This window comes from Ochrobactrum sp. A-1 (assembly GCF_022488005.1).
Taxonomy (GTDB): Bacteria; Pseudomonadota; Alphaproteobacteria; order Rhizobiales; family Rhizobiaceae; genus Brucella.
Map to the genome: position 1 here is coordinate 382,189 of NZ_JAKVQC010000004.1, position 16,287 is coordinate 398,475.

Genomic DNA, 16,287 nt, shown 5'->3' on the forward strand with positions numbered 1-16,287 from the left:
CCCGAAAAGTGTGAAACGGTTTTCGGATAAGACGCGCGTGAAAACAATCACTTAGAGCGCCGATCTGACTTAATCAGATCGAAATGCGCTCTAAGGGGGATGCGGACCGTGGCCGCCCCAACGCGGACCACGGCGTCATGCACGAAATGCTCAGGCAGCCGCTTTCAGCGCAGCCTTCTGTGTTGCAAAAGCCCAATCCAGCCAATGCGTCAGCGCTTCCAGATCGGAAGCTTCCACCGTGGCACCAGCCCATATACGCAGACCCGAAGGTGCATCGCGATAGGCGCCGATATCATAGGCAACGCCTTCCTTGTCGAGCGCGGTGACGATGCCCTTGGCGAAAGCGGCCTGCTCATCGGCAGACAAGGCAGTCACTTCCGGATCGACAATCGTAAGGCAGACGGAAGTATTCGAACGCGTTTCCGGCTTCACGGCCAGATTGGCAATCCACGGCGTCTTTGCGACAAAACCGTCGAGAACCGCAAAATTCGCATCGGCGCGCGCAACCAGCGCATCGAGACCACCAAGCGATTTCGCCCATTTCAGCGCGTCGAGATAATCTTCCACGCAGAGCATGGACGGCGTATTGATGGTTTCGCCGACGAAGATGCCTTCGATCAGCTTGCCGCCCTTGGTCATGCGGAAAATCTTCGGCATCGGCCATGCAGGCTTGTAGCTTTCCAGACGCTCGACAGCACGTGGGCTGAGGATGAGGATGCCGTGTGCGCCCTCGCCGCCCAGAACCTTCTGCCAGGAGAAGGTGACGACATCGAGTTTCGGGAAGTCGAGACGCTGTGCGAAGGCGGCAGAGGTCGCATCGCAGAAGGTCAGACCCTTGCGGTCAGCCGGAATGAAATCACCATTCGGGACGCGCGCACCAGACGTGGTGCCGTTCCAGGTGAAAACGACATCGCGGTCGAAATCGACCTGGGAAAAATCGACAATCTCACCGTAAGGCGCTTCGAATGTGCGGACATCTTCGAGCTTGAGCTGCTTCACCACATCCGTGACCCAGCCCGAACCGAAGCTTTCCCATGCAACCATATCGACGCCACGCGCGCCGAGCATGGACCACAGCGCCATCTCGACAGCGCCGGTGTCGGAAGCCGGCACGATACCGATACGGTAGTCGGCAGGCACCTGCAGTACTTCGCGGGTAAGGTCGATGGCTTCTTTCAGCTTGGTCTTACCGATTTTCGCGCGGTGCGAACGGCCAAGCGCCGCATCGACCAGCGCATTCAGCGACCAGCCGGGACGTTTTGCACAGGGACCGGATGAAAAATTAGGATTAGCCGGGCGAACTGCCGGCTTCGCAATCGTCGTCATGTTGTTTCTATCCTCTCAGATAGCACGCGTCTCGTTGGGGAGACGTGGCCCACTTACTGGGATAGCCGAAAGTGCATTTTTCCTCAATACGGCTTTCGGGGAATATTTTCATCAAACCCGCCCGGATTACTCCAGGCGGGTAGAATTTCATTATCGCCTGACCGTTTGCGTCTCTGTCGGCTCGTCTTCCATGCGCGCATAATAGCTTGCAATCAGCGCGCCGGAGATATTGTGCCAGACACTGAAGACGGCGCTTGGCACAGCCGCCAGCGGCGAGAAATGCGCATTGGCGAGAGCAGCGCCCAATCCACTGTTCTGCATGCCGACCTCGATGCTGATCGCCTTGCGCTTTGCCAGCGAAAGCCCGGCAAACCGTGCCGCGAAATAGCCAAGCAACAAGCCGAAGCCATTGTGCAGGAACACGACCGCGAAGATCAGCAGGCCCGACTGCGCGATGGCAGCCTTGTTGACCGCGACCACGGCTGCAACAATGAGCACGATACCGATGACCGACACAAGCGGCAGCATGGGGACTGCTGCCTTGACGAGGCCCGGAACCAGTTTCTGCAGGACGAAGCCAAGCGCCAGAGGCACAAGGATCACCTTCACAATGCTGATGAACATGCTCATCGCATCAACGGGCAGATACTGGCTGGCGAAGAACCAGACCAGAAACGGCGTCACGAGCGGCGCCAGCAAGGTGGTGACACTTGTGCAGGCTACGCTCAGCGCTACGTCGCCCTTCGACAGATAGGTCATGACGTTGCTGGCGGTTCCACCGGGGCAGCAACCAACCAGAATGACGCCTGCGGCCACTTCCGGCGACATCGGAATGATGCGCGTCAGCAATACGGCGAGAAGCGGCATGATGATGAACTGAGCCAGCACACCGATGGCGACCTCGAAAGGTCTTTTGGCGACTTCGGCAAAATCCTTGCCGGAAATGGTCAGGCCCATCCCGAACATGATGATGCCAAGCAGAACCACGATCCATGGCGCAAAAACGCTGAATGTGGATGGGAGAACAAAACCCAGAATGGCAAAGACAATGACCCAGACAGCGAATGTCCGGCCTACGAAATCTGAAAATGCTGCAATTGCTTTCATTACCCTCCCCTTTTCAGGAAACGCGCTCGACGCATTCTTTCACCTGTAAGGATTCGGGCCGCATATGAAAACGAAAAATTCGATAGATCTAAAACAATAAACTGCAATGCGGGCCTTCAGGCCCGCCGCAATTATAGCAGGGCGCTAAGATGCTAACGCATCACGCCCTGAAAATGCTCAATTGCCGCACGGGCTTAACCAAGTCTCGATGAGACTTGGTATTACCAGGTGGTGAAGCGCACACCGGCACGCAATTGATGGGACTGAATGTCCTTGTCGCTGAGCGTGATACCTGCCGCACTTGCAATATCCGCGCCTTCGACGACCCCATAACGATAGCCGATATCGAGCTTGATGTTGGATGCCACGTCGATGCCCACACCCGCCATCAGCGCCCAGGCGAGACGATAATCATCGTCCGTCTTGTATTCGCCAGAGGCCGTATCGATGGAATAACGCACATTGGCGAAGCCAAGACCCGCACCGAGATAAGGTGTAAAGCCGTAGTAATTACCGAGATCGACATAGGCGTTAGCCATCATGTCCCAGCTACGAACATCGACGTCCAGGTCGTCGAAGCTCTGCTTCGAATAGCCGAGCGTCACGTCGCCGCGCAGATTATCCGTGAACTGATAGCCGATGCCGATGGAAGGCACGACATTCTTGTCCAGATCAAAACTTTGAGACCCGCTCCAGAAGGGGGTCTCTGCCTGAAGCTTAACCTTGGAGGAGATATTGTAGCCGATATCGCCGCGCAGATACCAGCCCGACCCGACCTCGACCGGCTGTTGCACCGGGGCGCCCGGCTCATAGCTGACCATATCGAGATCTGCCGCAAAAGACTGCGATACGACGCATAATCCGGCCAGCAAAGCAGCCGACGAACAGAAAGCACGCCATTGCATAGACATGATGAAATCCCCGCTTATGAATGTATCATCATGTATGAATTAACATGGTTAAGATCACATAAATATAGGGATATGTTTACTATGATTCTAAACAAATAAGGCCCGAATGACCGGGCCTATTTTGTCTTGGAAATTACTGTTTTACTTGTAAACCGGACCGTCTACGATGGTCGAAACCTGCTGCGGGGCATAGGCTGGACCTGCGCCCCCAAACATATAACGCAGGCCGACGCGTACATCGTGCACATTCATGCCATTGTCGCGGCCATCACCAAGCCACTGATTGCCCTCGAACATCTTGCCGCCATTGATGTGGCGGTAGCGATAGCCTGCATCGAGCTTGAGGTTCTGTGTGAGATCAACCGATGCACCGGCCATAAGCGCATAGGTGAAGCGCCAGCTGGCAGCGCCTTCCTGTGTGCCGCCGTAGCGAACATCGTCCAGATCATCCCACTTCACGCGGGTGCCACCAATACCGGCACCGATATAGGGCGTAAAGCCGGCAAAATTACCAAGATCGACATAGGCATTGGCCAGAATGGAAAGAGCCGAGAAATGACTGCGCTCGTCAGAAGCGCAATTGATATCGCCGTTACAGGCCGAGCCATAAGTATGACCATTGAACTTGGCGCGGGTCATGTAGTCGACTGTCAGATCGGTACGGAAATAATCCGTCACCTGATAGCCGACACCGCCGCCCACAAGAAACGAACCCTTTAGATCGCCGTAAAGCGTGTTGCTGCCGAAGGTCGGCGAACCACCACCGCAAGTCGCGCAATTATCGATGGTCGCGTAATCAGCGTCTTTGAACTTGGCCTTGGAATAACCAATATCGCCGCGCAGATACCAGCCGCCCACGGCAGGCGGAGCGACGACGACTTCCGGAACCTCCGGAACGGGCTCCAGAATGTCCGCTGCCAGAGCAACAGGTGCCGCAGCCATCAGGGCAACCGATGCCACCACACCGGCAAAAAGAGTTTTCGTAAGACTTTTCATATGTCTGCCCCATCGGAGAATCGCGCCGCCGAAAGCGACGATACGGATGTTTGAGGGGAGACTATTCGGCAAAAGTTAAATACAACTTAACCTTGTTTTTTTACCAAGTTCATTAACACTTGCTAATTTACAGCAAGCGATCTGACTGGCTCTTGATGCACATCGCGAAGGCCGAGCCCACCAGCAAGTGCGCTCCAAACGCAAAAGGCGCGGAACAAACCCGCGCCTTTGCTGAAATTGTTCGTGGAGTAATCAGGCGGCAGCGCTACCTTCGGACGAGATCACGTCGATGATGTCGTTGACGACCTTTTCCACCAGGCCACGATCATCACCTTCTGCCATGACACGGATAAGCGGTTCCGTGCCGGATGGGCGAATGACCAGCCGACCCTGAACGCCAAGACGCTCGGTTGCCTCGTCGATTGCGCTCTTAACCCGCTTGTTCTCCAGCGGCTTGCCACCCGCGGTGCGCACATTCTTTAAAAGCTGCGGTACCGGATCGAACTTGCGGCACACTTCACTGATCGGCCTACCCTGTTCCTGCGCAACCGCGAGGATTTGCAGCGCCGAGATCAGGCCGTCGCCCGTTGTCGCGAAGTCGGACAGAACAATATGACCGGACTGCTCACCGCCGACATTGAAACCATGTTCGCGCATATGCTCGACCACATAACGGTCGCCCACCTTGGTGCGGGCCAATGTCAGGTGACGGTCGGCAAGAAAACGTTCCAGTCCAAGATTGGACATGACGGTCGCCACAATGCCACCGCCTTCGAGACGGTCGGTTGCAGCCCAGCTTTCAGCAATAACGGCCATCAACTGGTCGCCATCGATGACAGTGCCATTTTCATCGACCAGCAAGACTCGGTCCGCATCGCCGTCGAGCGCGATGCCGACATCGGCGCGCACTTCGTGAACCTTCTTCATCAGGCCGATCGGGTGCGTCGAACCGCAATCCTCGTTGATGTTGATGCCGTTCGGCTCGTTGTTGATGGTGATGACTTCGGCGCCCAGCTCCCACAGAGCAGCAGGGGCTACCTTGTAGCCAGCGCCATTAGCGCAATCGACGACGACGCGCAGGCCGTTCAGGTCGATATTGCGCGGCAGCGTGCGCTTGGCAAACTCGATATAGCGGTAGATGTCGCCGTCAACGCGCTTGGCGCGACCGACATCGCCATGGCTGGCCAGATAAGGGGTCAGATCACCATCGATCATCGCTTCGATCTTGAGCTCGATCTCGTCGGAAAGCTTGTATCCGTCAGGACCGAAAAGCTTGATGCCATTGTCATAGAATGGATTATGCGATGCAGAGATCATGACGCCGATATCGGCGCGCAGCGAACGGCAAAGCATTGCGACGGCAGGCGTCGGGATCGGGCCGAGCAGGAACACATCCATACCGGCGGCAGTGAAACCGGCCACCAGCGCGTTTTCCAGCATATAGCCCGAACGGCGTGTATCCTTTCCGATAACCACGCGTGAGGCCTGCCCCTTGCGACGAAAGATATGACCAACCGCCATGCCGACTTTCATGGCAACTTCCGGTGTCATCGGAAAGCTGTTTGCCTGTCCGCGAATGCCATCGGTTCCAAAATATTTCCGTGTCATCTGTTTCGCCTTACGCTGAGCCATGAACCGCTCTCTATGTCTTCCAATATATGCCGCCTGAAATGACCCGCGAGCAATGGCTGCCGGTTGGCCGGATAGCAGATTTTCGCTGTTCTTAACGCGAAAACCCTCACAAATGCAATTTCGCCTTTGGCGGCAGGTTCGACCTTCCCACGTCCAAAGTCGTAATCCGACGCAATATGATGCGCCGAAATCCTTAACGAGGCTTTGCGGTAAGCCCACACAAAGCCAGATAGCAAGAAAGCCGGGACAAGCCCGGCTTTCTCTATTCGACTTAGAGCAGCTTATTGCGGCTGCGGTTCCATACCGGGTTCGCTGCCAGGCTCACTGCCTTTGCGCTTGCGCGGACTTCCGGCCTTCGGCACGCCCGAGCCGCGCGACGGCGTATCGTTGCCCTGATCACGAGATGGCTTGTTGCCCGCAATCAGTTCCTTGATCTCGTCGCCCGAGAGCGTTTCGTATTCGAGCAGACCTTCGGCGAGCGCGATCCAATCCTTCTTTTTCTTGGTCAGGATACGGGTTGCCTCGGCATAAGCCTCGTCGATCAGGCGACGCACTTCGGCATCGATGATCTGCGCGGTTTCTTCCGAAATATTCTGCGTGCGGGACACCGAATGGCCAAGGAAGACTTCTTCCTGATTGTCGCCATAAGCCACACGGCCAAGCTTGTCCGAATAGCCCCACTGCGTCACCATCGAACGGGCAAGCTTGGTGGCCTGCTGAATATCGGAGGAAGCACCGGAAGTGATGTTTTCCTTGCCGAATTTCAGCTCTTCAGCCACGCGACCGCCCATCATGATGGCAAGGCGCGACACCATCCACGTATAGGTCGCCGAATAACGGTCGCCTTCGGGAAGCTGCATCACCATGCCGAGCGCACGACCGCGCGGAATGATCGTCGCCTTGTGGACTGGATCAGCCTTCGGCACGTTGAGCGCAACAATAGCGTGGCCTGCCTCATGATAGGCCGTATTGGCCTTTTCTTCCTGTGTCATGGCGGAGCGGCGTTCCGCACCCATCATGATCTTGTCCTTGGCGTCCTCGAATTCCTGCATGGTCACCAGACGCTTGTTGCGGCGTGCGGCCATGAGGGCAGCTTCGTTGACGAGGTTGGCGAGATCGGCGCCGGAGAAGCCCGGCGTGCCGCGTGCGACAATCTTGAGATCGACATTGGGTGCAAGCGGCACATTGCGCACATGCACTTTGAGGATCTGTTCGCGACCGACGATATCCGGGTTCGGCACCACAACCTGACGGTCGAAACGACCCGGACGCAACAGTGCGGGGTCGAGAACGTCGGGACGGTTGGTCGCCGCGATCAGGATGATCGATTCGTTGGCTTCAAAGCCGTCCATCTCGACCAGAAGCTGGTTGAGCGTCTGTTCGCGTTCATCATTGCCGCCGCCGAGACCGGCGCCGCGATGACGACCGACAGCATCAATTTCATCGATGAAGATGATGCAAGGCGCATTCTTCTTGGCCTGTTCGAACATGTCGCGGACACGGCTTGCGCCAACGCCAACGAACATTTCAACAAAGTCCGAACCAGAAATGGTGAAGAACGGCACATTGGCTTCACCCGCAACCGAGCGCGCCAGAAGCGTCTTACCGGTGCCGGGAGGGCCCACGAGCAGAACGCCGCGCGGAATCTTGCCGCCCAGACGCTGGAACTTCTGCGGATCGCGCAGGAATTCGACGATTTCCTCAAGATCCTGCTTGGCTTCGTCCACACCGGCAACGTCCTGGAAAGTGACGCGGCCATGCGCTTCCGTCAGAAGCTTGGCCTTCGACTTGCCGAAGCCCATCGCACCGCGCGAACCACCCTGCATCTGGCGCATGAAGAAAATCCACACACCGAGGATCAGGATCATTGGCAGCCACGACAGGAGAATGCCGATCAGCGAGCTGGAACCGTCGGTTTCAGGGCGCGCTGTGATCGCGACATCCTTGCTTTCAAGGCGCGAAACAAGACCTGTATCGCCCGGCGAATAGGTCTGGAAAGTCGATCCATTGTCAGCAAAAGTACCGCTGATCCGCTGGCCGGTAATCGTGACCGATTTCACGCGACCGTTGGATACGTCATCAATAAATTGCGAATAGGAAACTTCACGGGAATTGGAGCGCTGACCTGGGCTTTGGAACAGGTTGAACAGCGCGATCAAAAGAAGAGCAATGATCGCCCAAAGGGCGAAGTTGCGATAGTTCGGATTCATATCGGGTCCAATCGATACCACGGCCATTCCGCGGGCACGGAACGATGTTTCGGTCTAACATAGGATCGAAGGATGGCCTTGCCAAGGCGCGTTCGACCCCGCATCCTCGATTCTTCGCACTCTGGTTTACAAAAATTAGGACATTTCCGCGCAGATGCGCCCAAGCCGGGCCTCAACGGCCATTGCAAGGCCGAAATCATGCCCCGGCAATACATGATCGAAGATCGCAAAATGCCGTTCGATATGAACACCTTGTGGAAATTCTCCATTCTGCAGAAACGGCAAGGCGATTAGCCTGCCATCGCTATAAAGAGCGGGAGAAACCAGCAAGGTCTCACGTTTTCGAGATTCGATTTCGATATTCTGCGACTTCAGGAAGTCAACAAGTTCCTGCCGTCCCGGCGCAGCCAGATCGAAACTCATTTTTCCTTCATTCGAAAAACGGAATCGCCCATCCCAGACAATTCGTTTATCCGGCTCCAGACGAAGTTTCGGCAGATTGCGTTTTTCGCGGCGGAACTGATGTGGGGAGCCATTCTCGCCACGCTCGATCAGGGCGCCGAACACCGTCAGGCGATGATTGTCATCATCTTCAGACAGGACCCGTTCGATGCGTGAGCGTTCGCTATCGCCCGGCAGGAAACGGCGTCCGCCGGCGATTGCTGCCAGCAATCCGGCGAAAAGCCGTCTCACATTGTCAGGAAGCACGGCGTAAAGCCGCGGGTCGACAAGCAAGGCACCGGTCGCATCAACGCGCAGGCTCGCCGGATCGTCCAGCGCAGCAATCAAGGCCGCATTGTCTCGCTCGCGCGCAGCTCCTGCTTCAGCAATCTGACCAAGAACTGCCTGCCTGTCAGCCTCCGCAGCGATGCCCAGACGAATTCGCGGCCGTTCATATTTCGTGTTGGCATTGCTGGGATCATCCACCCAGTTGATACCCCTGCCCTGCAACTCATCACGCAATGTCTGCCGGGAAACAGCGAGCAACGGACGGTCGAGTTCAACAGAGCCCTCCAGCCCCATGCCCTCCAGCCACGAGCGCGACGACATCGCTGCAAGCCCACGTGCCTCGGCATGAGCGCTGCGCTCCTTGCGCATCAGAAAGGTTTCAATCTGGTCGTCCTGCGTATGGCCGGTGACGATGAAGGCTCCGCCAGCATCCCGCGCCGCCTGCACCAGCAGTCGATAGCGCGCCGTGCGCGCAGCAGCCGCGAGCCCACTTGCCGGCTTGACGTCATCCCAGACGAGAATGCGGTGTTCAATCCCGTATTGCCGACAGAGCAGCCCGACATTCTCAGCTTCAGCCTTCGATTCGGCGCGCAGCCGATGGTCCACCGTCACGGCGATCAGCCGGGGTGGGCTCTGGAGCATTGCCATATAATCCCGAAGGAGGAAAAGCAGGCCAAGAGAATCGCTGCCGCCCGAAACGGCGGCTATGACGGTCCTTGCCTTCTCAAATCCGAATGGCTCGAATAATCTGGAAATATTGCTTGGGCTAAGCCCCACGAAATAACTCCGCAATCAGCACTTTGCGCGGCTGCGCTCATCGGCAACGCGCTTCAGAATGGCAGGCGCTGCCTTGGGGTAACGTTCCGGAATCTGCGCGAAGGTCGCACAGGCAACATCGCGATTGTCCATTTTTTCAAGCGTCATGCCGAGCTTGAACATATTTTCCGGCGCGCGCTTCGAATCGGGATAATCGCGTTGCGTATCGATGAAAATCGTCGCCGCTTCCGGATAACGGCCCTGACCGTAAAGCGATTCACCAAGCCAGAAGCGTGCTTCCGCCGTATTGGGGTCCGCCGGATAGCGCTTCACGTGTTCGCGAAAACCGGTTTCCGCTGCCTTGTAGTCGCCCGACATCAGATATTGATAGGACGCCTGATAGAGCGAATTGGGATTATCGTCGGTCGGAAGGGAAGCGACGGTATCACCTGCCGTTCCTCCGGCCGTAGTACCCGGTGCCGCACCTGGCTGTGCCGTTCTTGGTGTGGCATCGAGCGTTTCGCCGATTACATTGCCACTGGCATCGAACCGGATGGAGCCCAGCGATTGTGGCGGCTCGCCACGTGCCGGTCCGCCTTGTGCGGGCGTGTTCGAACTAATAGCCATGGAATCGGCGCCAGAAGACTGGCTGGCCGCAGTCTGCGAAGAAGCGTCATAGCCGCCGCTCTGTGGAGCGCTTCCGGAAACCCCGCCATCGAGGTTTCCGTTACTGCCCTGACTGGAACCGGCATCGGCGAGCGACGTGTCGCCGCCAGCCTGCTGAACATCCGTTTCGGCGCGCTTGCCGGTTTCCAGAAACTGAAAGCGGTTTTCGTTTGCTTCCTGCATCTTCTGCATCTGATCCTGCATTTCGAGGATCTGGAAGTTCATGGCTTCAGCACGCGCACTCAATGCATCCGCGATCCCGGCGGGATTGCCCATACCCTGTGCACAGAGATCGGCCCCAGGCGATGCTGCAGCGGGAGCGGACTGAGACGCGCCGCTGGAAGCAGGCGAGGCTACGCCGTTCTTCTTTTCCAGTTCTTCGAACCGGAATTCATTGTCTTCCTGCGTCTTTTGCAACTGGTTGTCGGTGAACGAAATCTGGGCGTCCACGTCCTCGACCTTGCCGGTCAGGTTGCGCACAAGTTCCTGCTGCAGGCCGGGGCTTTGATAGCCGCCACCCTGCCCGCCGCCGCTGCCATTATCACGCATGGCATCATCGAGAATTGCCGTCGAGCCGATGCTGACACGATTCTGTGCGCCGCCACGCCCCTTCTCCAATGCCTGAAAACGCGCTTCGTTGTCGCGCTGGATTTTCAGCATCTTGTCGCGAAGCTGCAAGATGCGCGCATAGGATTGGGCGTTTTGATGCGCCAGATTGCAGACCTGCTGCGAAAACTGATCCCCTCCGGGAGCACCTGCCTGTGCGAGCTGAATTCCCCCTTGCGAAGAAACAGATGCCGCCAGAACCGGAGCACTCGCCAAAAGCGGCAGCATGGCAATTGCCAGCGTCACTTTCCTCATTGGTTTCCTCATTCCCTTTTGCCCCTGCTAATTCATCCACCCAATTCGAAGCGAACTGGATGATCGAGTGCCGCGCCTGAACAGGCGCTGAACATGATTGCCGCATGACGAGAACCGTTCCGGCTGGAACATGACTCGTTGGAACCACTCTATCCATTTGTTTTTACGCATGTCTTTACCCCGAAACCGGTTCCCACTTTCGGGAGACATACTTCAGCTCCGCTTTTAGAGCATTTCCCGCAAAAGTGCGAAGCGGTTTTGCGCCGGAAATTGCGAAAAGCAAGGGCCTTTTGATGTTCACTATGACAAGTGCGACTTCGGCCAAAGTTTGTCGAAACGGCTAATCAAGCGGTCAAAAACGAAAAAAGCGGCCTGAAAGCCGCTTTTCCGTAACACTGTAAGGTGTTCGAAGATTAGCTGCCTGCACCGTTGAGAACGGTGACAGCGCGGCGGTTTTGCGACCAGCACGAGTCGGCATCGCAAACCGCGACCGGACGTTCATTACCGTAGGAAATGGTGCGCATACGGTTGGTCGGCACGCCACGCGAAGCGAGGAAGTCGCGGGTGGCGGCAGCGCGACGCTGGCCGAGAGCGAGGTTATATTCACGCGTACCGCGTTCGTCGGCATGGCCTTCGACCGTGATCGAATACTGCGGATAACGCTGCAGCCACTGGGCCTGCTTGGAAAGCGTCTGCTGTGCATCGGCGCGGATCAGCGAAGAATCGAGATCGAAGAAGATGCGGTCGCCGACATTAACCGTGAAGTCCTGCGAGGAACCCGGCGTTGCAGCGCCTGCACCGAGACCCAGATCACCGGCATTGTTCGGAAGGTTCTTCTTGGACGCACAACCGGCAACGGCGAGCGACATGAAAAGGGCAATAGCGATCGGGCTACGTGCAATCGACTGGATACGGCGCATGGGCCGGAGCTCCTTAAGATTTGATGTTCCTGCGTAACCATCCAATAATCATATTGAGGTTAAGACAGGCTCAAGAAGTATGGTTAATATTTTCTTGCGGCCAAGTGCAACCGGCGATTTCCGGCGGCATTTCTGGTTCTAGCCCTTGGGGGCAAAATACGGCAGAAACACGGCTTCCTGGCAATGATTGTGGCAATTTGAGCATTTCCAGCAAAAGTGCGAAGCGGTTTTGCGTGAGGATAATGCGACAAAACAAAGAGATAGAGTGATTCCCCGTTTCCGGTTCAACCGGAGCCGCTCTATCCATGAAAAAGGCGCGAAACCGGAGCTTCGCGCCTTCAACTTTGGTAACTTTTCGCAAAAGCCTATTCGAGCAGCGGTGACCAGGCCGGGTCAGACGCGAAGTTTGGCGTCTGAATCTGGCGCTCGTTGCGGCCGGTCAGATCAATGGTGAAGAGCTTCGGACCGCCTGCACCTGCCGCCTTGCGGAAGAACATCAGAACGCGACCGTTCGGAGCCCAGGTCGGACCTTCATTGTGGAAGCCCGAGGTCAGCAGACGTTCGCCCGAACCATCAGTCTTCATCACACCGATGGAAAACTGGCCCTGCGACTGCTTGGTGAAGGCGATGAGATCGCCGCGAGGAGACCAGACCGGCGTGGAGTAGCTGCCGTCACCTGCCGAGATACGGCGCGGATTGGAGCCATCGGCACCCATGACATAAAGCTGCGGACGTCCACCACGGTCGGAGGAGAAAACGATCTGCGATCCGTCCGGTGAATAGGACGCGCTCGTATCGATCGCCTGGCTGTTGGTCAGGCGCGTGGTCGAACGATTGCGCAAATCCATGGTATAGATATTGGCGCTGCCGTCGTCCTGAAGCAGACTCATCACGACCTTCTGGCCATCGGGCGAGAACCGCGGAGCAATGGTCATGCCGGGGAAGTTGCCGACGAGTTCACGCTGGCCGGTTTCGAGCTGCAGCAGATACACTTTCGGTGAGCCGCCTTCGAACGACATATAGGTGACTTCCTGACGGTTCGGCGAGAAACGCGGCGTCAGCGAAATCGCGCGACCGTCGGAAATGTAACGTACATTGGCGCCGTCCTGATCCATGATGGCCAGTCGCTTCACGCGCTTCTGTGCCGGGCCGGATTCGTCGACGAAAACAACGCGCGTATCGAAATAGCCCTTTTCACCGGTCAGGCGCTCATAAATGGCGTCAGCGATGATGTGGGCGACGCGGCGCCAGTTGTCCGGCGTGGTGAAGAACTGCTGGCCGATCATCTGCTGGCCACCGAACGTATCCCACAGGCGGAACTCGGCCTTGAGGCGGCCATCCGGCTGCTTGGTGATGCGGCCCGTAACGAGCGCCTGCGCATTGATGACCTTCCAGTCCTCGAAACGCGGAGCCGCGTCCGGATTGGAGATCTTCTCGATGAAGGCGCCCTTGTCGATAGGCGCGAAAAGACCCGACCGCTCAAGATCAGCCGCAATGACCGACGTGATATTCGGTCCGAGCTGGTCGGCCGAAAGGAAATCGGTGATGGCGATCGGCAGCGGCTCGATCACACCCTTGTTGATATTGATTTCCACGACGGCGCGCGCCGGCATGGTGCAGACAAGGCTTGCGGCAATCATACACGCGAAAGCCGAAAAGACCGTCCGGATCTTTGTATTGATGATGCCGATTTTCATGTCTTCTGGGACCTCTTTGTCCTTGCAGTGGTTGGCGACCAGTAATCCGGTCAGAACATTTCGCTCGGGTCGAAGTTGACGATCACTTCCGACCATGAATCATATTTGTCGACTGGCAGATTGTACGGCGCGCAGCGTGCGACAGCGCGCTTGGCGCTTTCGGCGGCTGCACGACCAACACCATCACCGCCGCCGCCCGATGTTACTTCAGGAACGCCCTGAATGGAGCCATCCTGATTCAGTTTCATCTTGACCGTCACGACCAGTCCGGGCGCGTCAGCCACACCGGCAGGCACGTTCCAGCACTTCGAAATCGCACCACGCAGCGCATCCATTTCGCTCTGGCTGAGCTTGGCGCCGCCCGTATTCTTCTTGCCGCCCAGCGATGCCTGATCGGTGGAACGCTTGGCACCGCCGCCTGCCGCCTTCTGCTTGTTCAGAAGGGCTGCAACCTCATCTGCAATCGCGTCTTTCTTCGATTGCGATGTTTGCGAAGCGCTCTGCGTCGGCTTCTTCTCTTCCGTCGGCTTGCGGTCCGGCGTCTTCGCGGTCTGCGCCTGCGGTGGCTTCGGCTTGGCTTCCGGCGCGGGAACCTTGTCTGGCAGCTTCGGCGCTTCCGCGTCGGGCGATTCAGCCTGCTTTTCGATGGCTTCCGCCACCGGATCGGGCTTCACTTCCTGCTTTTCTTCCGGCTTGGTCTGAACTTCCGTCGCAGGAACCGGCGTCGGCTTCGTCTCCGGCTTCTGTTCCGGTTTCGGATCAGGCTTCGGTTCCGGCTTCTTCACCGGTTCCGGTTGTGCCTTTGGCTCTTCAGCCGCCTCGATTGGCTTTGCCTTCGTGTCGGGCTTTGGGGGCGTCGTGGTGTCTACGTCCTGATCGCCGACATTCTGGGCGTCGGGAACGGTTTGCGGCTTGGTTGTCGGCACGGGAGCCGACTTTTCCTTCATGGGCGCTTTCTTGTCGCCCTGCTGGATTTGGGTAATCGACTCGATCGGTACGATATCGACAGGGAATGATTCCGAATCCTGCACGTCGAAAGCCTTCGGCGAGGAAAACGAAACCACTGCCAGCGCGACCGCAACGGCATGCAATGCAACAGAAGATGTCAGGCCAGCCTTCATGATGGCGTCAGCTATCCTGCTCCTGGAGGGTCACAAGGCCGATATTCTTGAAACCGGCGGCGGAAATGCGAGCCATGACTTTCATGACGGTGCCGTAATCGGCAGCCTTGTCACCGCGCACGAAAATGCGCTCTTCATAGCCTGTCTTGGCGATGGCCTGAAGTTTCGGAACCACTTCCTCAATCGGAATTTCAGTTTCCTGCAGGAAGATCTTGCCTTCGCTATTGACCGAAACGGTGATCGGCTGCGTGTCGGCGTTCATGGCCTTGGCCTGCGTGTCCGGCAGATCAATCGGCACGCCCACAGTCAGCAATGGTGCGGAGACCATGAAGATGATGAGGAGAACGAGCATCACGTCAACGAACGGCGTGACGTTGATTTCGCTCATCAATGCCTTCTTGCGGCCGCGCCTGCGGCGTCCGCCCGACTGCATTCCCTGATTTCCTACCGACATGCCCATTGCAAGATTCCCGAAGGCTGAAATTACACTCGATGCTTGAAGCCGCTTAATTACGCGGCGTCAGCTTCTCATCAATTTGGCGCGACAGTATGGCGGAAAATTCATCCGCAAAGCCTTCCAGTCGCCCACCGATCTTGCCCGCGTCTGCCGACAGCTTGTTATAGGCAATAACGGCAGGAATAGCGGCAAGAAGACCGATTGCCGTTGCCAGAAGCGCTTCGGCGATACCTGGCGCCACGACGGCAAGACTGGTGTTCTTGGAAGCGGCGATGGCCTGGAACGAAGTCATGATACCGACAACCGTGCCGAACAGACCGATAAAGGGGGCCGAGGAACCGATGGTCGCCAGAAAGCCCAGACGCGAGTCGAGCTTTTCACTTTCACGCGCCAGCGCGACGTCCATGGCCTTGTCGATACGCATCTGGAGGCCGATGGGCGAACGGGCGCCCTTCTCGAATGATTTCTTCCATTCACGCATCGCGGCCATGAATATGGATGCCATGCCGGTGGTACGGCGTTCCCCGAGATTGCGATAGAGTTCCTCCAGCGACTGGCCTGACCAGAACGTCTGCTCGAAGCGATCAATCGCGCGGCGCGCCCGTCCGTAAGCAATCGTTTTGTCTACGATGATAGCCCAGGTCCAGATCGAGGCGAACAGCAGGCCAAGCATAACCAGCTTGACGACCCAGTTCGCCTGCATGAACAGGCCCCAGAGGGTAACATCGGCGGCGGGGGCCGCTAACGCAACATTTTCCATCGATCTACCGTCCTCGAATCCAAACGCCCGGCCACATGACCGGGCGGTATCGCAAATCCGTTACTCAACGTCTGAAAACAGACGCTCCAAACCTGCGCAGCTTTTCATTTGAAGCCGTACCTGCCCGACGAGCGGCCG

Annotated in this window: 14 protein-coding genes; all 14 read right to left on the bottom strand. The window is 57.2% G+C overall.

Translation table 11 applies throughout. The features are described from left to right. Positions 1-150 precede the first annotated feature (150 nt). The 14 genes from MKS82_RS11430 to tolQ all read right to left on the bottom strand — a co-directional run bounded on the left by MKS82_RS11430 (position 151) and on the right by tolQ (position 16,149). The gene (locus MKS82_RS11430; RefSeq protein ID WP_109989143.1) at positions 151-1,326 is read right to left on the bottom strand and encodes a phosphoserine transaminase; all 1,176 of its coding nucleotides are present in this window, start codon (positions 1,324-1,326) and stop codon (positions 151-153) included. A 150-nt stretch (positions 1,327-1,476) separates the two neighbouring features. Then, positions 1,477-2,433, bottom strand: a complete 957-nt coding sequence (locus tag MKS82_RS11435; RefSeq protein ID WP_109989142.1) for a bile acid:sodium symporter family protein — start codon at positions 2,431-2,433, stop codon at positions 1,477-1,479. A gap of 221 nt (positions 2,434-2,654) precedes the next feature. Beyond that, positions 2,655-3,344, bottom strand: a complete 690-nt coding sequence (locus tag MKS82_RS11440; protein ID WP_109989141.1) for an outer membrane protein — start codon at positions 3,342-3,344, stop codon at positions 2,655-2,657. A gap of 141 nt (positions 3,345-3,485) precedes the next feature. Then, the gene (locus MKS82_RS11445) at positions 3,486-4,340 is read right to left on the bottom strand and encodes an outer membrane protein (RefSeq protein WP_176037975.1); all 855 of its coding nucleotides are present in this window, start codon (positions 4,338-4,340) and stop codon (positions 3,486-3,488) included. 252 nt (positions 4,341-4,592) lie between these two features. Continuing rightward, positions 4,593-5,948, bottom strand: a complete 1,356-nt coding sequence (gene glmM, locus MKS82_RS11450; protein ID WP_109989188.1) for a phosphoglucosamine mutase — start codon at positions 5,946-5,948, stop codon at positions 4,593-4,595. A gap of 305 nt (positions 5,949-6,253) precedes the next feature. Next, positions 6,254-8,182 (bottom strand): ATP-dependent zinc metalloprotease FtsH, encoded by a 1,929-nt coding sequence (ftsH, locus tag MKS82_RS11455; protein ID WP_109989139.1) that lies wholly within the window; start codon positions 8,180-8,182, stop codon positions 6,254-6,256. Positions 8,183-8,317: 135 nt separating this feature from the next. Beyond that, positions 8,318-9,688 (bottom strand): tRNA lysidine(34) synthetase TilS, encoded by a 1,371-nt coding sequence (gene tilS / locus MKS82_RS11460; RefSeq protein WP_109989138.1) that lies wholly within the window; start codon positions 9,686-9,688, stop codon positions 8,318-8,320. A 15-nt stretch (positions 9,689-9,703) separates the two neighbouring features. Further along, positions 9,704-11,206 carry a tol-pal system protein YbgF gene (gene ybgF, locus MKS82_RS11465; protein ID WP_109989137.1) on the bottom strand — a complete coding sequence of 501 codons (1,503 nt, stop codon included), beginning with the start codon at positions 11,204-11,206 and terminating at the stop codon, positions 9,704-9,706. 401 nt (positions 11,207-11,607) lie between these two features. Further along, positions 11,608-12,114, bottom strand: coding sequence for a peptidoglycan-associated lipoprotein Pal (gene pal / locus MKS82_RS11470; protein WP_010661371.1), 507 nt, complete (start codon positions 12,112-12,114; stop codon positions 11,608-11,610). Between the two features lie 70 nt (positions 12,115-12,184). Continuing rightward, positions 12,185-12,475: a hypothetical protein gene (locus MKS82_RS11475; RefSeq protein ID WP_240578878.1), complete on the bottom strand. Its 291-nt coding sequence runs from the start codon at positions 12,473-12,475 to the stop codon at positions 12,185-12,187. Positions 12,476-12,479: 4 nt separating this feature from the next. Continuing rightward, entirely contained in the window at positions 12,480-13,811 is a 1,332-nt protein-coding gene (tolB, locus tag MKS82_RS11480) for a Tol-Pal system beta propeller repeat protein TolB (protein WP_010661373.1), read from the bottom strand. Positions 13,812-13,861: 50 nt separating this feature from the next. Next, positions 13,862-14,932: a hypothetical protein gene (locus MKS82_RS11485; protein ID WP_109989136.1), complete on the bottom strand. Its 1,071-nt coding sequence runs from the start codon at positions 14,930-14,932 to the stop codon at positions 13,862-13,864. Positions 14,933-14,939: 7 nt separating this feature from the next. Continuing rightward, a complete protein-coding gene (gene tolR / locus MKS82_RS11490) occupies positions 14,940-15,392 on the bottom strand; it encodes a protein TolR (protein WP_109989135.1) in 453 nt (150 codons plus the stop codon). 46 nt (positions 15,393-15,438) lie between these two features. Then, complete coding sequence (tolQ, locus tag MKS82_RS11495; RefSeq protein WP_109989134.1) at positions 15,439-16,149, bottom strand: protein TolQ; 711 nt, start codon at positions 16,147-16,149, stop codon at positions 15,439-15,441. Positions 16,150-16,287 lie beyond the last annotated feature (138 nt).